This window comes from Pseudomonas sp. GW821-FHT09E12 (assembly GCF_059416085.1).
The window spans coordinates 1-19360 of sequence record NZ_JBWKOM010000004.1; the positions used below are offsets into that span (position 1 = coordinate 1).

Consider the following 19360-nt stretch of genomic DNA (forward strand, 5'->3'; position numbering starts at 1 on the left):
ACGATGCATCGCCGATGGTAGTGTGGGGTTTCCCCATGTGAGAGTAGGTCATCGTCAAGATTAAATTCCGAAACCCCTGTCTGCTGACGCAGACAGGGGTTTTGTTTTTGTACGTCTGAAAGCCTTGAGGCTTACATCCGAGCGAGGTCTCCAGGTCACCTAGCAGGTGAGCTGAATCCCCCTCCAGCCCCCAACCTATGCTCCACAGCATCAGAACAGAGCGAAGCACCTCCGCTCTGTCCCTCACCTCACCGCTGACGCATCTTGCTGCTTCTGCGGGCCAGCCATTTACGCCACCAGATGTAGATCCCGGTGACGGACAACATCGCAATCACCAATCCCAACACCGCAATAAGTACCTGCCCGGTAAAGCCGATGATCCGGCCACCATGGATCGGCAGTTGCAGCCGATAGAAACGTTCGCCCAAGGTGCCTTGCCCGGCGATCTCCTGCCCCAGCAGGCGCCCATCGGTGCCATGAAAGAACAACCACGACTTACCATGGGCCTCGGTATCGTGCTGACCGAAACCGGCGCCATAGAAGTTGTATTCGAAGCTGTAATACAGCTCGCCGATCGCTGCTGTCAGGCCCAGCCGTTTGCCTTCTTCCTGGGCGCGTTCATAAGCCTGCTGATAGGTGAGCCGGGTAATCCCCAACTGATCGCTGGGCATGCGCCCACGAGCTTCATAGACGCTCGGCTCGATCGGTGAGAGTAAGGAAACCACCGGCTTGAACACCTGGCTCGGCAGGTTCATCGCCACACTGCTGATCGCTATCGGCAGCAGCAGTAACCACAGCCATAACCCGCCCGCCCGATGCAGATCCATGTTGAGACGATAAGCGTGCCCGCCCTTGATCTTCCAGGCGGTCGACCACTTCTTCCAGAACGGCCGGCCACGGGGCAGGGTGAGGAACAAAGCGATGAAGCAATCGACGACCCAGAAGATCGCCACCAGCCCCATCAACACCAGTCCCCAGTTACCCGGCAGCGTCAGGTTGTAGTGGAACTCGAGAATGAAGGGGATGAGATTCTCCCGCTGAAAACAGCAGGCACCCCAGAACCGCTTGCCGGTCTGCTCGCCACTGACCGGGTCCAGATAGAACACCTGGTTGGGGTCGTCGAAGGGTTTGCCCGTGGCCGGATCGTTACGGGGAACCGCCGCGAGCAGCGCGGTATGTCCGGGCTCGTTGGGGTACTCCATGTACCAGACCTGCAGGCGCGGATGCTGCGTCTGCACACGGTCGACCAGGATTCCAGGCGGCAGTGCCTGACCCTCGGCGGGGGCCTCGTAGAACCCCGGGTTGAGCCACTCGTCCAGCTCGTGATTGAAGGCCAGCAGGCTGCCGGTCAGCCCTGCCAGCAGCAGAAATACCGCGGTGGCCAGGCCGATATAACGATGCAGTAGAACCAGAATTGCGCGCATGGAATTTTCCCGTAGAGACGACGAAGCCAGCGCATGCGCTGGCTTCGGGGGAATGACAAATGATTAGAACTGGTAGCTGACCGTGGCTGCGACGTTCCGCTCCTCGCCCATGTAGCAGAAGCTCAGGCTGGCACAGGAAGCGATATAGGATTCGTTGGTCAGGTTGTTGGCATTGAGCCGGACATCCACGCCCTTCAGGCCGACCTTGCCCAGGTCATAGCCGACGGAGGCATCGAACAGGGTGTAGGACGGCACCTTCATGGTGTTCTCCGCATCCGCCCAGCTGTAGCCCACATACCGCACGCCACCACCCAGGCGCAGGCCGTCGAGCGAGCCGCTGTCGAACTTGTAGTCAGCCCAGAGCGAAGCCATGTGTCGCGGCGCCTGGGTCGGTGAGTTGCCCTTGTTCTCGATGATGTCGGTGGCGGTGCTCAAGGTGCTGATCATCGACTTCGAGTACTCGATATCGGTGAAGGTGTAGCTGCCGAGCAGCTTGAGGTTGTCGTTCAACTGCAGGTGCGCTTCCAGTTCCAGGCCCTGGGAGCGCACGGCGCCGACCGCGCGATAGAAGTTTTCCTGGGGCAGCTTGGTGGCCAGGTTTTCCTGGTCGATGCGGAACAGCGACGCGGTGTACAGGTCATCCGTGCCCGGTGGCTGGTACTTCAGGCCCAGTTCCCATTGGGTGCCATCGGTGGGGGCCAGCGGGTTACCGGCGCTGTCCGCGTAAGAGTTGGGATTGAAGGATTCGGAATAGCTGATGTAAGGCGCCAACCCGTTATCGAACAGGTACAGCGCCCCGGCGCGGCCCGTCAGCTTGGTGCGCTTGTCATTGATCTCGGTACCCACCGGGCGCGAGGCTTCGGCCAGGCGGTTCTCGTCCGAGGTTTCCACCCAGTCCTGGCGCAGGCCCAGGGAGAAGCGCCACTGGTCCATCTCGATCAGGTCTTGCAGGTAGACGCCGGTCTGCTCGAGGCGACGCAGATAGCTGACGGGGTCGTAGTAACTGATGGCCGAGTTGCCATAGACCGGATCGAACGCATTGATCGGCGCCACCGAGCCGCTGGTCCAGTCCACCACCGTCTTGCGCCGCTGGTAATCCGCGCCCATCAGCACCGTGTGCTTGGTCGCGCCGGTGAGAAATTCGGCCTGCAGCATGTTGTCGACGATGAACGCATGCAGCTTCTCGTCGCCGCCGGTGTAGTAGCGGTTCAGCTCGTTGCTGGTCGGGGTGGTCCAGCCGTAGCCGTAGACCTGGTCCAGCTTCACCTTGGAGTCCAGGTAGCGGAAGTTCTGCCGCGCGGTGAAGACATCGTTGAAGCGATGTTCGAACTGATAACCGAACGACTGCTGATCGCGCTTGTAGCGATCGATGCCCGGTTCGCCTTCGAAGAAGTTCTCGGAAATCCGCCGGCCGTTGCGCGGGTGCAACGCGCCATCGGCCGGCATGCCGCTGTGGTAGCCGCCGTCCGGATCGTGTTGCAGGTACGCCTGCAGGGTCAGCGAGGTGTCATCGGTGAAGTCGATGCTCAGGGTCGGTGCCAGGGCGTAGCGTTTTTCCTTGTTGTGGTCGAACTGGGTATCGGAGCGGTCCGCCAGCCCGGTCAGGCGATAGGCGATGCGCTTGTCGTCGTCCACCGGGCCGCTGAAGTCGAAGCCCATACCGCGCTGGCCCTGGGTGCCGACCGTGGCCTGGATCTGATGGTAGGGCTCGAACAGCGGCTTCTTGCTGGTCAGTGCCACCAGGCCGCCCGGGGAGCTGCGGCCGTAAAGCACCGACGAAGGCCCCTTGAGGATGTCCACCCGCTCCAGGAAGTACGGGTCGACCTGCATGGTGCTGTAGGTGCCGCTGTCGCCCATGGACTTGAGGCCGTCGAGGTAGATGTTGTCCACCGAGCCGTCGTTGAAGCCGCGCATGGCCACGTAGTCGTACCTGTGGGTCGCGCCGTAGGGGTTGGTCAGCACGCCGGGGGTGTAGCGCATGGCCTGGGACACGGTTTGCGAACCCTGGTCGTCCATTTGTTCGCGGGTCACCACGGAGACGCTTTGCGAGGTTTCCAGCAGCGCGGTACTGGTCTTGGTGGCGATCTGGCTGTGGGTGGCGTTGTAGCCTTCCATGCTGCCCAAGGCATTGCCCAGGGCGAAACCCTTGATGTCGGTGGTCGGCAACGCCAGGGCGCCGGTCTCGGGCAAGGCCCGCAGCACATAGCTGCTGCCGTCCTGGCTCAGCGCTTCCAGGCCGGAGCCATTGAGCATCTGGCCCAGGGCCTGGTCGGTGGAGTACTCGCCCTTCAGGCCGGCGGACTGGCGCCCCTGGAGCTGCGCCGGGGTCATCGACAGGGTGATGCCGGCCTCGCGGGCGAAGCGGTTGAGTACCTCGCTCAGGGCACCACCGGGGATGTTGTAGCTGTGGCTGAGGCTGGCCGCGCCAGACTCGGCCGCCTGTGCCAGGCAAGGCAAGGCGACGACGCCCAGCGCCGAGGAAAGCAGGGCCACGCGCACGGCATGGCGCAGGCCGAGGGTGGGCCGTGCAGAAGAGGAGTGGTGGAAGTGCACAATCATGGAAGGGTTCCGTTGAGTCGCTGAAGGCAGATGGAAGTGCTTACTGTCTAAGCCGGACTCACGGGAAAAAGCCGCCAAAAAAAATTCAACGGGTTGAAGCGTCTCAGGCCAGACGTTCCAGGGTGACCCACCAGCGGGTGCGATAACGCAGGCGCACGGGCAGGGTTTGCGGGAGGATCGCCAGCAGTTTGTCGGTGTCCTCCAGGCGGAACACGCCGGACAGGCGCAGGTCGCCGATCTCGTCGGCACAGCCCAGGTAACCGTGGCGATAACGCCCGACCTCGTGGATGAAGTCCGCCAGCCGCATGTTGCGGGTGACAATCAGGCCATCGGCCCAGGCGCCCAGGTCCATGTCCAGCGGCGGCACCGGCACTGCCTGGGACGCACTGACCCGATAGCTTTGCCCGGCCTGTACCCGGGCCGAGGTGCCATCGGCGGTGTGCGGCGAATGAATCGCAACGCTGCCGGCGGTCACGCTCAGGCGCGTGCAGTCGCCCTCCATGCGCACCACGAAACTGGCGTCGACCCCTTCGAACAGACCATGGCGGGTCCGTACCAGCAGCGGCCTGGAAGGGCTCGCCTGCGAGTCCGGGCCGCAGGTCAGCATGATTTCCCCACGGCTGAGCCGGATCAGCCGTTGCCGGGCATTGAAGTCCATGTCGGCGGCGCTGTCGGTGTTGAGCTCCAGGCGCGAGCCGTCCGGCAACTGGAAGCCGCGGCGTTCGCCGGTGGCGGTGGCAAAGTCGGCGTTCCATTGCTGCCAGGCCAGTTGCTCCTTGCCCAGCCACGCGGCGGAGCCCACCAGCATGACGCCGCCGAGCAGCTTCAGGGCCTGGCGTCGGCCGAGGCGCTGGGCGCTGTTTTCCAGGGTATCGAAGGCCACCTGGGCACCGGGCACGGCCCGCAGGTTGCTGTGCAGTTCCTGCTGCAGCGATTGCACCCGTTGCCAGGCCAGCTCGTGCTCGTGATGGGCCGCGCGCCAGGTATCGCATTGCTGCAGCAGCCGGGGGTTACCGGCATTGTTGCGCAGGCGCAGCATCCAGTTGATGGCCTGCTTGACCACCAGGTGCCTGGGGTCCACGGGCCGGCGCAGATTGATCGAGGGGTTATCCACAGCGCTCACGCCTCATAGCGCAGCAGGTAGCAGTGGAACAGCGCGTCGGCCACGTAACGCTCCACCGAACGCAGGGACAGCCCCATCTGTTCGGCGATCTGCTTGTGGGTCAGGCCTTCGCACTGGGCCAGCAGGAACGCTTTGCGCACTTTCGGCTTCAGGCCTTCGAGCATGCGCGCGATGCTTTCCAGCAGCTCCAGCACCAGGGCGCGGGCTTCCTCGCTGGGGGCTTGGGCTTGCGGCAGATGGGCGATGGTTTCCAGGTAGGCGCGTTCGATTTCCTCGCGGCGCCAGTGGTCGATCACCAGGCCGCGGGCGATGGTCCGCAGGAAGGCGCGCGGGGCCTTGAGTTCCAGGCGTTCGGTGCGCTGCAACAGGCGCACGAAGGTATCCTGCGCCAGGTCGGCGGCATCGGCGGCGTTGCCCAGCCGGCTGCGCAACCATGTGTTGAGCCAGCCATGGTGATGGCTGTAAAGCGCCTGTACCGCGAACTCAGGTGATGACATGGATGCGACTGCCTGGGTGTCACAAATGATAATTAGTCGCATTGTCATCAAGGGTTTGGGATTTTGCAACAGCTGCAGGGCGGCCGGCTACGGAAAAGTTCGATGCGACCGCTCTAGCCTGCCGTTCAGCGGTTTTTTGCAGATAACAGGTACATTTCTGACAAATCGCTAAGATTTATCCGTCTCGTGCCGACAGACAGTGAGACCCATGCGTGCACCAAAGTAGAGCGGTCGTAGAACGCCGCCTGCGTTGTTACATGGAAAGTTGCATCCCGTACGCATCCCCACTTTCGGCATAAGAAGTCCCATGACATGAATCTCAAGTTCAGCCATAAAATCCTTTTGGCCGCCTCCGGTGTAGTGGTTCTGGCATTCGCGTTGTTCACTTTGTACAACGACTATCTGCAGCGAAACACCATTCGCCAGAACCTCGAATCGTCCATCGAACAGGCGGGTGACCTCACTTCCAGCAGCGTCCAGAACTGGATGAGCGGACGCATCCTGGTGCTCGAGAACCTCTCGCAGAATGTCGCCCACCAGGGCGCCAACGCTGACTTCCCGGGGCTGGTGGACCAGCCGGCGTTCACCACGAACTTCCAGTTCACCTACGTGGGCCAGGTCAACGGTGTGTTTACCCAGCGGCCTGACGCGAAGATGCCGGACGGCTACGACCCGCGTCAGCGTCCCTGGTACAAGCAGGCCGTGGCGGCCGACAAGACCATGCTGACCCCGCCCTACATGGCGGCTGTCGGCGGGCTGGTGGTGACCATCGCCATGCCGGTGAAAAAGGACGGCCAGCTGCTGGGCGTGGTGGGGGGCGATCTGAGCCTGGAAACCCTGGTGAAGATCATCAACTCGGTGGACTTCGGCGGTCTGGGCCATGCCTTCCTGGTCAGCGCGGACGGGCAGGTGATCGTCAGCCCGGACAAGGACCAGGTGATGAAGAACCTCAAGGATGTCTACCCGGGCGCCAACGTGCATATCCAGAAAGGCACCCAGGAAGTGCTGCTCAACGGCCAGGAACGCATCCTGTCGTTCACCCCGGTGACCGGCCTGCCGAATGCCGAGTGGTACATCGGCCTGTCCATCGACCGTGACAAGGCGTTCGCCCCGCTGAGCAAGTTCCGCACCTCGGCGCTGCTGGCGATGTTCATCGCCGTGGCCGCGATTGCCGTGCTGCTGAGCCTGCTGATCCAGGTGCTGATGCGTCCGCTGACCACCATGGGCCGCGCGATGCAGGACATCGCCCAGGGCGAGGGCGACCTGACCCGCCGCCTGGTGGTGGAGAGCAAGGACGAATTCGGCGTACTGGGCGGCTCGTTCAACCAGTTCGTGGAACGTATCCATGCGTCGATTTCCGAAGTGTCCTCGGCCACCCGCCAGGTGCATGATCTGTCCCAGCGCGTGATGGCCTCGTCCAACGCGTCGATCATCGGTTCCGACGAACAAAGCGCGCGCACCAACAGCGTGGCCGCGGCGATCAACCAGCTGGGCGCCGCCACCCAGGAAATCGCCCGCAACGCCGCCGATGCCTCGCAGCACGCCAGCGGCGCCAGCGAGCAGGCCGACGATGGTCGCCAGGTGGTGGAACAAACCATCCTGGCCATGACCGAGCTGTCGCAGAAGATCAGCCTGTCCTGCACCCAGATCGAAACCCTGAACGCCAGCACCGACAACATCGGCCACATCCTCGATGTGATCAAAGGCATCTCCCAGCAGACCAACCTGCTGGCGCTCAACGCGGCCATCGAAGCGGCGCGCGCCGGCGAAGCCGGTCGCGGTTTCGCGGTGGTGGCCGACGAGGTCCGCAACCTGGCCCATCGCACCCAGGAATCGGCCGAGGAGATCCACAAGATGATCACCTCGCTGCAGATCGGCTCCCGCGAAGCGGTATCGACCATGAACGCCAGCCAGGCGTCCAGCGAAGAGAGCGTCGAAGTGGCCAACCAGGCCGGTGCGCGGCTGGTCAGCGTGACCCAGCGCATCACCGAGATCGACGGCATGAACCAGTCGGTGGCCGCCGCCACCGAAGAGCAGACCGCCGTGGTGGAAACCCTCAACGTCGACATCAGCCAGATCAACCTGCTGAACCAGCAGGGCGTGGCCAACCTCAACGAAACCCTGAAGGATTGCGATGCCCTGTCGCTGCAGGCCAACCGCCTGAAGCAACTGGTGGACAGCTTCAAGATCTGACCCGCACTGCCCTGAAAAACGCGATGAGGCCGGTATGGCTCATCGCGTTTTTTTTCCTGCCCCACCGGCCCAGCGGCACCCCTTGCCGTTCTTCGGACTGCCTCCGTCTCCACCGGCCTCCGAACCCCTGTAGCCGCTGCCGCAGGCTGCGAAAAGGCCGAAGGCCTTCCAGCGATCCCCAAATCTTGCGCCGCCTTCGGCGTCGATCGCAGCCTGTGGCAGCGGCTACAGGGGCATTTCCAGTGTTACTCGAACATCCTTTGCACATTGCCCATTGCCTCATCGGCAAACCCTTGCAGGAACCCCTGGAAGGCCGCCACCTCGGCACCGCCTTCGGCCGGGTCGGCGACGATGCGCCAGGTGGCGCGCGCCCGTTCGCCGGGCAGGGCTTCGACGCTCATGGCTGCCCACAGGTTGCCGATGCCCAGGGTGTCGTAGATCAGGCTCCAGGTCATGTACCGCGCCTGGTCGTCCCGTGAGTTGAGTTGCTCGATCACGATGTTGCCGTCGTGGAAGAACTTCTTGCGCACCGAGCGCACGCCTTCGCCGGTCATTTCGATGTGCGACAACGCGGGAATGAAGGCCGGGAAGCCGGCGAAGTTGCCGACGATATTCCAGACGCTTCGGGCATCGGCGCCGATGTCCACGGTGGACAGGACCTGGCAGGCGTTCGGGTTCTTGATCAGGGTGTCGGGTTGCAGGTTTTTCATGGTGTTCTCCAGCGTGGGTGGGTTCAGATAAAACGGATGTCTTTCAGGTACTGGCAACCCTTGCGCAGCAGCGCCGGGTCCTTGGGCGGGTAGTCGGCGCCCATGCGCCGCACCCCGGCCTCGGCGTTGGCGTGGCCGATCAGCGAGATGTCGCCGATGTCTTCCTCGAAACCGTTGAGGTAGAAGCCGAGGACGCCGAACAGCGCGTTGTCGCGGTCGACCCGGCCCAGCTGGCGCTGCCAGTCGGTGACGCTGACCATGCGGAACTCGCGCCCGGCCTCGCGGAACGAGGCGACATAGGCCTCCCAGCTCAAGGGCTGCGGGTTGTGCAGGTTGAACACCGCGTGGGCCGGCTGATAACGGCTGGCGTGGAAGGCGATGAAGCGGGCAAGGAAGTCCACCGGCATCAGGTCGAAGTTCATCGCCAGCTGCGGCACCTGGCCCAGTTGCAGCGAGCCCTTGAGCATCAGCATCAGGCGGTTGCGGTGGGGCTGGCAGACCCCGGTCTGGCTGTTGAAACTGATGTTGCCCGGGCGATAGAGATTGACCCACACCCCCTGTTCGCGGGCCCGTTGCAGGATCCGCTCGCCGACCCACTTGGACAGGTTGTAGCCGTTGCGGATGTAGATCGGCGGGGTGGCCGCGGGCGGCTGTTCGAGCACCTGGCCCTGGGCGTCGATGCTGCTGGAGGCGGACAGGGTCGAGACGAAGTTGAAGACCTTCTTGCTGCGCCCTTCGCACAGGCGCAGGCACTCGAACAGCGGCTCGACGTTGTCGCGCGCCAGCGCCGGGTAATCGAGCACGTGATTGACGTTGGCGGCGTTGTGCACCAGCGCGCCGTATTCGCGGTCGATGCGTTCGTACACATCCGCCGCCAGCCCCAGCCGTGGCTGGCTGATGTCGGCGGCATGCACCCGCACCCGGCTCAGGTCCAGATGCTCCAGGCGGTTGTCGCGCAGGGCCTGGGCAAAACGTGCGGCGGCCGATTGCGTGGGCGTTTCCCGCACCAGGCAGGCCACCTCGCTGGCGCCCCATTCCAGCAGCGCCTGGACGATGTGCACGCCGAGGAAACTGTTGGCGCCGGTGACCAGCACCTTGTGCACATTGCCCAGTTGGCTGATGGGCAGCACCTGCAGGTCGAGTTCGGCGTTGGCATCGGCGAACACCGGGTCGAGGGACGCGTCCGGGCCGTCATGGGCGGCGCCGTCGATCAGGGTCGCCAGGTTGCTCAGGGTCGGTGCCTCGATAAAGCGGTTGATCGACAGGCCGCGGCCGAACTGTTCGCGCATCGCCAGCAGCAGGCGCGACAGCAAAATCGAGTGGCCGCCGAGGTTGAAGAAGCTGTCGTCGATGCCGATGTCTTCGGCCGGCAGTTCCAGCAGTTCGGCCCACAGTTGCAGCAGGTGCTGTTCAGTGGCGTTCTGTGGCAGGCGTCGCCGGTGGTTGCTGCCTGGGGTACGCGGCAGGGCCAGCAGGGCGCGGCGGTCGACCTTGCCGTTGGCGGTGCAGGGCATGCTCGGCAGCTCGATGTAGGCGCTGGGCTGCATGTAGTCCGGCAAGCGCTGGCGCACCTTTTCGCGCAGGGTTTGCAGTGCAGCGCTGGCGGCGTTCGGCTGGGCCAGGTAGGCGAGGATCCGCCGCTGCTCGTCGATCACCACTGCCACCTGGCGGAACAGCTGGCCGTCGCGCAGGCAATGCTCGATCTCCTCGGGTTCGACCCGGAACCCGCGAATCTTCACCTGGTTGTCCCGTCGCCCGCAGATCTCGATGCCACTCTCGGTCCACTGGCCGATGTCCCCGGTGCGATAGACCCGCAGTCGGCGCCCGTCCGGCAGGTCCAGGGTCAGGTAGCGTTCGGCGCTCAGCGCCGGGTTGTTCAGGTAGCCGAGGCCGACACCGGGCCCGGCCAGGTACAGCTCGCCGGGAGTGCGGTCGGGCAGCGGTTGCAGCTGTTCGTCGAGGATCAGCACCTGGCTGTTGGCGATCGGCAGGCCGAGGTTGCGCGGGTTGTCGTCGACGCGCAGGCGGCGGGTGGTGGCCAGCACCGTGGTTTCGGTCGGGCCGTAGATGTTGTGCAGCGCGCACTGGTCGGCCAGGCGCTGGATGACGAAGGGTTCGCAGACGTCGCCGCCGGTCACCAGATGCCGCAGGCCTAGCGGCTGCTCCAGGGGCAGGATGCTCAGCAGCGCCGGCGGCAGGAAGGCGTGGCTGACCCGCTGGCGCTGGAGCAGGGCCAGCAGTTGCCGCGGGTCGCGCCGCTGGTCCTGGTCGGGGACCACCAGCAGCGCGCCACACAGGAAGGTGGGCAGGATATCCAGCAGCGAGGCGTCGAAGTTGATGGTGGAGAACTGCAGCACCCGGCTGTCTGGGTCTAGCTCGACATGGCCGCTGTACCAGGCGCAGAAGTGGCTGAGATTGCCCTGGCTGAGCAACACGCCCTTGGGTTGGCCGGTGGTGCCCGAGGTGTAGATCGCCACGCAGGGCGCCTCTGGCGGCGGTGCCTGGCGCAGCAGCGGGAGGCAGTCCTCGGCGGCGTCATGCAACAGGGGGCGTACATCGAGTTGCGCCATCTCGAGGTCGGCCAGGTCTTCGCAGCCGTCGTGCAGCAGCAGGGTGGCGCCGGCGTTGTCGAGAATGTAGCGCCGCCGTTGTACCGGATGCTCCGGGTCCAGGGGCAAGTACACCGCGCCACAGCCGAAGGTCGCAAGAATCGCGGCATACAGCGCCGCCGACTTGGGCAGGCACAGGCCGATCACCGGTGGTTGGCCAGAGGCGGGAGGCAGGTGCCGCAGCATCTGCCGCTGCAGGTTGCGGCTCAGCCGATGCAGGGTCTGGTAGCTGTAGTCGACGCCCTGGATATTCAAGGCCGGACGCTGGGCGAAGGCCAGCAGGCTCTGGTCGAGGCGCTGGGCGATCGGTACCTGTATCTCGCGCAGCAAGGCCGGTGCCGGCTGTGGGTTGTGCCGGTGCTCGAAGGCCAGCGAGTCCAGGCGTTCCAGGCCCAGCAGCGGTTCGCTGGGTTCGTCCAGGGCCGCGAGCTGCTGGAAAAACGCCGCGCCGCGAGAAAAACCACTGACCAGCCGCGCGGTGCTGGCGACCAGCCTAGCCACCGCGCTGCCGCGCAGGGCCTGGCCATTGCCGCTGGCCTCCGGCGGCAGGCTCGCCTGCTCGATCAGCCGAGTGTCGTGGCGGTGGAACAGACGCACCTGCGGCAGCCCGGGCGCCGCTTGGGCGATCAGGGCGATGCGCAATTCCAGGCGCGCGGTGTCCGCCGCAAGGCGCGGTGAATCCCTCAGGCTGCCGTCGTCGATCAACAGATGGGGCCGCAGCCCCTCGGCGTTGGCGATGGCTTGCGGCGAGTCCAGCCGCCGCACCAGATGGCCGTGGTGCTCCAGCTCCATGGCCAGTTCGTTCAGGGCCTGGCTGCGGCCCGTCAACACGATGTCGAGGCGTCTCATGCTCGGGTCCCTCCGTTAGGGCAGGTAATCGGCCAGTGCGTCCTGGACGCAGGCCGAATCCAGCATCGAACTGCTGCGCAAGAAGCGCAGGATGTTGGCGATCAGCGGGTGATGGTGGTTGATCGGGTAGGCCAGGGCGGCTGCCTCCTCGCGCAGCGCCTGCTTGATCGGGGCGGCGACGGGCAGTTGCTCGATCAGCCGCAAGTCGAAGTCCTTCTGGATGTCGTTGGTCAGGTACTGGGCGATGAACACCGGCAGCACCCGGGCGATCTCTGCGCGGTCGGCATCGCTGGCGCCGTGCCAATAGATGCGCACCAGCCGCGACCAGAAACCCGAATGCCGGCCTTCGTCCTGCAGGTGGTCGGCCATCAGGCCCTTGATCGACTGCTTGACCGTGTCGTCCTTGGCGAAAGCGGCGACATCGTTGGTCACGGTGTTTTCGGCGATGGCCACGCAGACCAGCTCCATTGCGTCGCGCAGGTGTGCGGGGGCCAGCCGCAGGGCGGCGGGGATGGCCCGGCTGAGTTCGATTTCCCGGGGCAGCTCGATGGGCTCGATGCCGCTCATGGCGATGGTCTGCTGCATGAAGTCCATCGCCACCAGCGCGTGGTAGTCCTCGTCCACCACCACGGTCATGGCGTCGTAGCGACAGGCGAAGGGGAAGACAATGGCGAAGCGATTCTTGGCGATGTTGCGGGCGGTCTTGTCCACCAGCTCGGTCTCGAAGATCACCACGTCGTTGATGAACTTGTAGAGGCTTTGCACCAGCACGAAATCCCGCAGGTGGGCACAGTGGTTGAGGAAGCTCTGGCTGTGCACCAGGGGCTGGCGGCTCAGGGGATAGATCAGCTTGTCGTCGTCCTCGAGCATGCGCCGCGGCCGGGTGCGGATGGTCGCGCGTTCTTCCCAGGTGTCGGCGAAGGATTGGTAGTCGAGGGCGTTCATGCGCTCACCCCGATCGCCGATTCGGCCATGCTCAGGCGCAGCCCGTCCCACAGGGCGATGCGGCTGTCCACCGCGGCGATGGCGGCCGCGTACACCTCTTGCTGGCGTTGCGGGTCGCCAGCCACCAGCCGCTGCAGCAGCTGTTCCGCGGCCGGGCCGTGGTCGTCGGAGTCGACTTCGATATGGCGTTGCAGGTAGTAGCGAAAGGTCGGCGCCTGCTCGATGCCGATGCCCCAGTCGTCGAGGATGCGCTGGAACATCCGCGGGATGACGCTTTCCCGGCCATGGAGAAAGGCCGCCGCCACGCAATGGGCCGGCGCCTGCACGGCGGTGTGCAGGGTCTGGCGGACAAAGGCGCTGGCGGCCGGGTCGGCGTCGACGCTGTGCAGGGCGGTGTCGAAACTCACGCCCTCCTGTTGCAGCGCGACGAAGCGTTCCACGACCCCGGTGGTGGCGCCGACTTCGCGCATGGCGTCCAGGTACAGCTCGAAATGGCTGTAATGGCCTTGCCCGGGGCGATCGTCGGACTCTTCGCCGAGCACGATCTCGTTGATCAGCCGCGCGGCGCGAGGGTCCCGCGGCGGTAGCCAGGGCAGGCGCACGCAGGTCAGTTCCTGTTGCAGGCGCTTGGTCAGCGACATGAAGTCCCACACGGCGAAAACATGGGCCTGCATGAAGCGTTGAAGAACCGCGAGTGTGTTGATTTCGGCAAAAATGGGATGAGTGCTGAGTGTGGCTTTCTTGGCGTCGAGAAGTTCTTTGTTGGCGTTCATTTGGGCTGCCTGTCTGAGATGTTCAAGTGTGTTTGATTGGCCGATTAGTTGCGGCTCGTATAGGTGTTTTAACCAGTGCTTATTTGTTGCGGGCGAGCAGGGGCCTCAAACCTGAGTTGATAATCTGGAAAGTTTTATAGTGCTGGCCTGTCTATCCGTTAAAGAACTGTCGTCTTGGCGTTATGGGCTTGAGAGAGCCAATAAAGCCGAGGCTTGCCAGGTGCTCATGAACGGCTGCTCGACGTTGTTTAATGTCGGCGAGAAAAAACTAATACAGGAGAAAGTGTCGGGCAAGTTGTTTTTATAATACTTTTCAAACTTGTATTTTTGTTGTGCGACAAGTTGCTGCAAGACTTCTGGTTGAAGTTTTGTTGGGATGAAGTTGCCCCTTCCGACTTATATAAGTCAGAATTTTTAACGCTGAGTGAATGCCTCACTCGAAGCAAACTTCGAAGCGCTGAGTTGAAGTCGTTGAATATCTGGGAGAAGGCATGCGGGAGCCGATCCCGGTCATGCCCTCCAGTCGCTGGGCTCCTTGCGTGGGTCTGCAGATCGACGTGTGCGGACAAGCCTGCGCGCCACTCACGTCCCTTTTTCAGTCGGCGACAGCAAGAGTGGGCCCAAATCGCCGGCTGAGCCATCGTCGGCGGGCCTGGGAGGGCAGGAGCGGGGGAGGAAGATGGCGGATTATTCGCCGAGCAGGCCCAGGTGGATATTGATGATCTGCAGCAGGCGCTGGCGCTGGGACTTGATGAAGAAGTGATTGCCGGCCACCTCGATCAGCTCGAACTCACGGTGGGTGAACTCGCGCCAGTTGGCCATGTTGCTGGCGGGGGCCAGCGGGTCCTCGCTGCCATAGAAGGCGGTGAGGGGAATGTCGAGGTTGCCGCTCGACAGATCGCGCCAGGATTCGAACAGCTTCAGGTCGGCGCGCAGCAGCGTTTCGTACTGGTTCCGGCTGGCCTGGTCGCGGGGGATTTCGATCGGCGTGGCGCCCAGCGACAGCATGGCTTCCTGGAAGGGCGCCGCGGGCAGCATGTGCAGCAACGGCCGGGGCGATGGGTAGTCGGGGCTGCGGCAGGCGGAAATGAACAGGTGGCGGGTCTGGCCGGGGTAGTGCGCCTGGGCGTGCTTGGCGGTTTCGTAGGCCAGCATCCCGCCCAGGCCATGGCCGAACAGGGCGTGGGGCTTGGCCAGCAGAGGGCGCAGTGCAGAGAAGGTGTCGGCCAGCAGCCGCGGCCAGTCGTCGAGCGGGGTTTCGGCCTGGCGGCTGCCGTGGCCGGGCAGTCGCACCAGCACCAGCTCGATGTGTCCGCCCAGCCCGGTGGACCAGTTGCGCAGTTGTTCCGGGTCCGCGCCGGTCTGCGCAAAGCAGATGAGTCGGGTTTTCGCCGGCTCGCCGGAGTTGAGCACCATCAGCCATTTGTCATTGCGCGCGTGCACTGCTTTTCCTTAAGCCGGTGTGCCGGTCATTGAGTGTTGCATGGTGGCCGCGTCATGCCGCCGTTGTCGCTGTCAGCCCTCGGCGGTCCGTTCGAGGTAGTCGCGAATGGTCTTCGCGGCCTTTTCCAGATGGCCGCGCAGCACCTCCACCGCTCGCTCGACGTCCTTGGCCTCGGCGGCGTCGGTCATGGCGTTGTGGTCGTCCTGGGTCAACTTGCCCAGGCCCATGGAGGACAGATGGAAGCGCAAGAAGCGTTCTTCCTCGTTCAACTCGAGCTCGATCAGGCGCAGTAGCTTCTGGTTCGGCGCCCGGTGGTACAGCGACATGTGGAACAAGCGGTTGAGACGGCCGATTTCGGCGTGGTCGGTTTCGTTTTCCAGCTGCGCGATGTAGCCACGGGCCTGGGCGATGTCCTCGGCGTCGAGCAGCGGGATCGACAGGCGCAGCGCCTCCAGTTCCAGCAGCAGGCGCAGGCCGTAGGTTTCCACCGCGTCATAGCCGATCAGCTCGGCGACCACCGCGCCTTTGTGCGGTACCACATGCAACAGCGATTGCGCTTCGAGCTGGCGCAAGGCCTCGCGCACCGGCATGCGGCTGACGCCGAAGAGGTCGGCCAGATCCTGCTGGCGCAGCGCCGTGCCGCTGGGCAGGCGGCCGTCGAGAATCGCCGCGCGCAGGGTTTCCTCGATCACCGAGCGCGCGAGGTGGGCGGGGATCGGCCCGCTGACTGCGATCTTGCTCAAGGGCCTCGGTTTTTCTGTCACGTTAACGCTATCCTGTTTTCTGAGGTTTGGATCCAATGGACGCTAGATAGCCCCCAGCAGCTTGTCAAACCAGCCGTCTGGGCCCTGTCATGGATTTTGCCGGCGCTGATTCTCGGGGCAGCCCTCCTGAGGCTCAAGCACTGGCCGATAAACGAACAGGTCCCTGCTTTCAGCTTAGCGTCTCCAGAGGGGCTGTGATTGTAAGGTGCCATTGTCTTTTGGCGGACCAACCTGCACCATCCTTCGACCCACGACAGCTCCCATGGACTCTTCGCATTGGCGGCACGTTTAGCTCTTTCTCGGACCCTGCGCTGGCTGTTTTCGGCGCTGCTGCTGGCCGGCTTGCTGCTGGGTGGCCTGCAGGCCGATTGGGACTTTTCGCAGATCAGCCGCCGCGCCACCGCACTGTACGGGCCGCTGGGCGAAGGGCAGAAGCGCATCGACGCCTGGCAGCAGCTGCTGGCGACCCAGAACCAGGCCAGCGAGATGGAACAGCTCAAGGTGGTCAACCTGTTCTTCAACAAGAACATGCGCTACGTGGAAGACATCGACCTGTGGCATCAGGTGGATTATTGGGAAACCCCGGTCGAGGCCCTGTGGAAGGGCGCCGGCGATTGCGAGGACTATGCGATCGCCAAGTATTTCAGCCTGCGCCACCTCGGTGTTTCCAGTGACAAGCTGCGCATCACCTACGTCAAGGCCCTGCGCCAGAACCGCGCGCACATGGTGTTGACCTACTATTCAAGCCCGGAGGCCATGCCGTTGGTCCTCGACAGCCTGATCGACGCCATCCAGCCGGCCAGCCAGCGTACCGACCTGCTGCCGGTGTACGCCTTCAATGCCGAGGGCCTGTGGCTGCCCGGCAAGGGCAGCAAGAAAGTCGGTGATACCAAGCGCCTGTCCCGGTGGCAGGACGTGTTGAAGAAAATGCAGGCCGAAGGTTTTCCGGTCGAGACGACTCACTAGGAGCACGAGCTCAGATGTCTTTGTTCAAACAACTGTTGATCGCAATCTGTCTGTTCCTGGTGGTCGCCTTCAGCGGCAGCTTCATGGTCAGCCTGGAAAGTTCGCGCACCCAGTACGTCAACCAGCTGCGTTCCCATGCCCAGGACGCGGCCACGGCGCTGGCCTTGTCCCTGACCCCGAACATCGACGACCCGGCGATGGTCGAGCTGCTGGTCAGCTCGATTTTCGACAGCGGCTACTACTCGAGCATCCGCGTGATCAACCAGGTCACCGAAGAGGTCATGGTCGAGCGCAGCGGCACGCCCGAGGTCAGCGACGTACCGGACTGGTTCGTCAAGCTGATCGGCCTGGAGCCGGCCGGCGGCGACGCCCTGGTCAGCCGTGGCTGGCAACAGGCGGCGCGGGTCGAAGTGGTCAGCCATCCGATGTTCGCCGTCGCCAAGCTCTGGCAAAGCGCCCTGGGCAGCCTCGGCTGGCTGCTGCTGTGCGGTGCCGTGAGCGCGGTGCTGGGGGCCTTGCTGCTGCGCCGCCAGCTCAAGCCGCTGGACTACATGGTGCAGCAATCCCACGCCATTGCCCGCCGCGAATTCCTCAGCCTGCCCGAGTTGCCGCGCACGCCGGAACTGCGCCGCGTGGTGCAGGCGATGAACCAGATGGTCGAGAAACTCAAGGCGCTGTTCCAGGAACAGGCCGAGCGCAGCGAAAGGCTGCGGGTCGAGTCCTACCAGGACAACCTGACCGGCCTGGCCAACCGTCGTTACTTCGAGATGCAGCTCAATGCCCGGGTGAGCAACCCGGAACAGGCCAGCTCCGGCTACCTGCTGTTGCTGCGGGTCAAGGACCTGGCCGGCCTGAACCAGCGCCTGGGCGGGCAGCGCACCGACCAGTTGCTGCAGGCGGTGGGCGAACAATTGCAGCGTGAATGCGCGCGCTACCCGGAAACCCATAACCTGGTGACCCGCATCCGCGGTGGCGAATTTGCCGTGCTGGCGCCGGGGCTGGTGCGCGAAGAGGCGCTGCAGCTGGCGCAGAACCTGGAAAACGCCTTGGCCAGCCTGCACGCCACCGGCGCCACCGATGTGGCGTCCGTGGCCTCCATCGGCCTGGCGCCTTTCGTCCATGGCGACTCACCGCAGGCGGTGCTCGGCCTGGGCGACCAGGCCCTGGCCCAGGCCGAGGCCCAGGGCGACACGAGCTGGGCCTGCCTGGACCACGACGCGGCGGCCAGCGTCGGCGACGACCATCACGCCTGGCACACCCTGCTGGACGGAGCCTTGAGCCAGCAGCGGTTCGAACTGTACTTCCAGCCGGTGGTCGCGACCCGCGATACCGTGCTGGTGCTGCATTACAAGGTGCTGTCGCGCTTGCTCGACGAGCAGGGCCAGACCATTGCCGCCGGACGCTTCCTGCCGTGGCTGGAGCGCTTTGGCTGGACCTCGCACCTGGACCTGCTGATGCTCGAACAGGTGCTCAAGCAGATGGCCGGGCACCAGGACTCGCTGGCATTGAACCTGTCGGCCGCGACCCTGGCCGACCCGCAGGCCTTGAACAAGGTGTTCGAGATCCTGCGCCAGCACTCCAGCCTGGGGCCGCGCCTGACCCTGGAGATCGGCGAAGAGCAGTTGCCTGAACAAGCGCTGCTGGAACAACTGACCCGCCGCCTGCGCGAGCTGGGTTTCTCCCTGAGCCTGCAGCGTTTTGGCGGGCGCTTCAGCATGATCGGCAACCTGGCGCGCCTGGGCCTGGCCTACCTGAAGATCGACGGCAGCTACATCCGCGACATCGACCAGGAAAGCGACAAGCGCCTGTTTATCGAAGCCATCCAGCGCGCCGCCCACAGCATCGACCTGCCGCTGATCGCCGAGCGCGTGGAAACCGAAGGGGAGTTGCAGGTGATTCGCGAGATGGGCCTGTACGGCATCCAGGGCCGCCTGGTCGGCGAGCCCGCGCCCTGGCGCTGAGGCGCTGAACGAAGATCGCCGGTCAGCGGCACCCGCGCAGGTGCGGGAACCGCTGGCCGGCGATTATCAGATCAGGCCGGTTTCGTCGTCGTTGATCAGGTGGCTCAGGCCACCCAGCGCCTCACGCGCCTGGGTCCGGTCCATCAGCTTGGCCTGGGCCGCCGGTGGCAGGTCGGTGACGCGGATCACGCCCTTGCTGGTCAGCACCTGAATCAAGTCGTCGAGTACCCGGATCATTTCCAGGTCGCTCTGCTTGAGTTGTTTCAGGCTGACTTCCACCACCTCGTTGGCGAACCACTGCTGGATCTCATTGTGGTCGGCCGCCAGTGTTTCCGTGGCCTCGGCGTAAGGTGTGGCCTCCACGCGAACCAGTTGGCCCTGTGCATCGCGTTGCACGTAGAACATGGGGAATCCCTCTAGATATGGTCCGGCATCATGCTGTCAGCAGCATAGGCCACCGGCGCGCTTTGGTCGCGAGTATGCGACGTGGCGGCACAATCGTCACGGTGGGAAGAACCGGCCACCCAGGACGGGTGGCCGGTC

Annotated in this window: 14 protein-coding genes and 1 pseudogene; 4 read left to right on the top strand and 11 right to left on the bottom strand. The window is 64.2% G+C overall.

The genetic code is table 11. The annotated features are described in order from the left end of the window. Window positions 1–248: 248 nt before the first annotated feature. From AC07PQ_RS12040 to AC07PQ_RS12055, 4 genes are all read right to left on the bottom strand, one after another. Window positions 249–1424 carry a PepSY-associated TM helix domain-containing protein gene (locus AC07PQ_RS12040; protein ID WP_493185566.1) on the bottom strand — a complete coding sequence of 392 codons (1176 nt, stop codon included), beginning with the start codon at window positions 1422–1424 and terminating at the stop codon, window positions 249–251. Window positions 1425–1487: 63 nt separating this feature from the next. After that, the gene (locus AC07PQ_RS12045) at window positions 1488–3983 is read right to left on the bottom strand and encodes a TonB-dependent siderophore receptor (protein ID WP_493185567.1); all 2496 of its coding nucleotides are present in this window, start codon (window positions 3981–3983) and stop codon (window positions 1488–1490) included. Between the two features lie 103 nt (window positions 3984–4086). Beyond that, complete coding sequence (locus AC07PQ_RS12050) at window positions 4087–5097, bottom strand: FecR domain-containing protein (RefSeq protein WP_493185568.1); 1011 nt, start codon at window positions 5095–5097, stop codon at window positions 4087–4089. A gap of 5 nt (window positions 5098–5102) precedes the next feature. Continuing rightward, window positions 5103–5603 carry a sigma-70 family RNA polymerase sigma factor gene (locus tag AC07PQ_RS12055; protein WP_009041561.1) on the bottom strand — a complete coding sequence of 167 codons (501 nt, stop codon included), beginning with the start codon at window positions 5601–5603 and terminating at the stop codon, window positions 5103–5105. A 312-nt stretch (window positions 5604–5915) separates the two neighbouring features. On the opposite strand from AC07PQ_RS12055, the pseudogene AC07PQ_RS12060 reads away from it, so the two are divergent. Together AC07PQ_RS12060 and AC07PQ_RS12065 are read left to right on the top strand one after the other, a co-directional pair. Next, a pseudogene (locus tag AC07PQ_RS12060) lies at window positions 5916–6941 on the top strand (HAMP domain-containing protein); the annotation flags it as partial. Window positions 6942–7010: 69 nt separating this feature from the next. After that, the gene (locus tag AC07PQ_RS12065; protein WP_370686837.1) at window positions 7011–7796 is read left to right on the top strand and encodes a methyl-accepting chemotaxis protein; all 786 of its coding nucleotides are present in this window, start codon (window positions 7011–7013) and stop codon (window positions 7794–7796) included. 245 nt (window positions 7797–8041) lie between these two features. Here the strand turns inward: AC07PQ_RS12065 and AC07PQ_RS12070 are convergent, their stop codons facing one another. The 6 genes from AC07PQ_RS12070 to AC07PQ_RS12095 form a co-directional block, all read right to left on the bottom strand. After that, a complete protein-coding gene (locus AC07PQ_RS12070; protein WP_007927311.1) occupies window positions 8042–8506 on the bottom strand; it encodes an SRPBCC family protein in 465 nt (154 codons plus the stop codon). A gap of 23 nt (window positions 8507–8529) precedes the next feature. Further along, window positions 8530–11964, bottom strand: a complete 3435-nt coding sequence (locus AC07PQ_RS12075; RefSeq protein WP_493185569.1) for an amino acid adenylation domain-containing protein — start codon at window positions 11962–11964, stop codon at window positions 8530–8532. 15 nt (window positions 11965–11979) lie between these two features. Next, entirely contained in the window at window positions 11980–12909 is a 930-nt protein-coding gene (locus AC07PQ_RS12080) for a diiron oxygenase (RefSeq protein ID WP_493185570.1), read from the bottom strand. Further along, window positions 12906–13682, bottom strand: coding sequence for a DUF3050 domain-containing protein (locus AC07PQ_RS12085; RefSeq protein WP_493185571.1), 777 nt, complete (start codon window positions 13680–13682; stop codon window positions 12906–12908). Before AC07PQ_RS12085 ends, AC07PQ_RS12080 begins: the two co-directional genes overlap by 4 nt. A 687-nt stretch (window positions 13683–14369) precedes the next feature. After that, window positions 14370–15125 carry a thioesterase II family protein gene (locus tag AC07PQ_RS12090; protein WP_102680788.1) on the bottom strand — a complete coding sequence of 252 codons (756 nt, stop codon included), beginning with the start codon at window positions 15123–15125 and terminating at the stop codon, window positions 14370–14372. A gap of 72 nt (window positions 15126–15197) precedes the next feature. Further along, entirely contained in the window at window positions 15198–15890 is a 693-nt protein-coding gene (locus AC07PQ_RS12095) for a GntR family transcriptional regulator (protein WP_007927320.1), read from the bottom strand. 276 nt (window positions 15891–16166) lie between these two features. On the opposite strand from AC07PQ_RS12095, the gene lapG reads away from it, so the two are divergent. Together lapG and lapD are read left to right on the top strand one after the other, a co-directional pair. Continuing rightward, complete coding sequence (gene lapG / locus AC07PQ_RS12100; protein ID WP_007927321.1) at window positions 16167–16856, top strand: cysteine protease LapG; 690 nt, start codon at window positions 16167–16169, stop codon at window positions 16854–16856. A gap of 14 nt (window positions 16857–16870) precedes the next feature. Then, entirely contained in the window at window positions 16871–18817 is a 1947-nt protein-coding gene (lapD, locus tag AC07PQ_RS12105) for a cyclic di-GMP receptor LapD (RefSeq protein WP_493185572.1), read from the top strand. Window positions 18818–18883: 66 nt separating this feature from the next. Here the strand turns inward: lapD and AC07PQ_RS12110 are convergent, their stop codons facing one another. Next, window positions 18884–19222 (bottom strand): hypothetical protein, encoded by a 339-nt coding sequence (locus tag AC07PQ_RS12110; RefSeq protein ID WP_007927325.1) that lies wholly within the window; start codon window positions 19220–19222, stop codon window positions 18884–18886. Window positions 19223–19360 lie beyond the last annotated feature (138 nt).

Coding starts and splice junctions, on each gene's coding strand:
- AC07PQ_RS12065 (WP_370686837.1), top strand. CDS start 7,011: ATGGCCTCGTCCAACGCGTCGATCATCGGTTCCGACGAACAAAGCGCG.
- AC07PQ_RS12075 (WP_493185569.1), bottom strand. CDS start 11,964: ATGAGACGCCTCGACATCGTGTTGACGGGCCGCAGCCAGGCCCTGAAC.
- AC07PQ_RS12055 (WP_009041561.1), bottom strand. CDS start 5,603: ATGTCATCACCTGAGTTCGCGGTACAGGCGCTTTACAGCCATCACCAT.
- AC07PQ_RS12085 (WP_493185571.1), bottom strand. CDS start 13,682: ATGAACGCCAACAAAGAACTTCTCGACGCCAAGAAAGCCACACTCAGC.
- AC07PQ_RS12040 (WP_493185566.1), bottom strand. CDS start 1,424: ATGCGCGCAATTCTGGTTCTACTGCATCGTTATATCGGCCTGGCCACC.
- AC07PQ_RS12110 (WP_007927325.1), bottom strand. CDS start 19,222: ATGTTCTACGTGCAACGCGATGCACAGGGCCAACTGGTTCGCGTGGAG.
- AC07PQ_RS12045 (WP_493185567.1), bottom strand. CDS start 3,983: ATGATTGTGCACTTCCACCACTCCTCTTCTGCACGGCCCACCCTCGGC.
- lapD (WP_493185572.1), top strand. CDS start 16,871: ATGTCTTTGTTCAAACAACTGTTGATCGCAATCTGTCTGTTCCTGGTG.
- AC07PQ_RS12070 (WP_007927311.1), bottom strand. CDS start 8,506: ATGAAAAACCTGCAACCCGACACCCTGATCAAGAACCCGAACGCCTGC.
- AC07PQ_RS12080 (WP_493185570.1), bottom strand. CDS start 12,909: ATGAACGCCCTCGACTACCAATCCTTCGCCGACACCTGGGAAGAACGC.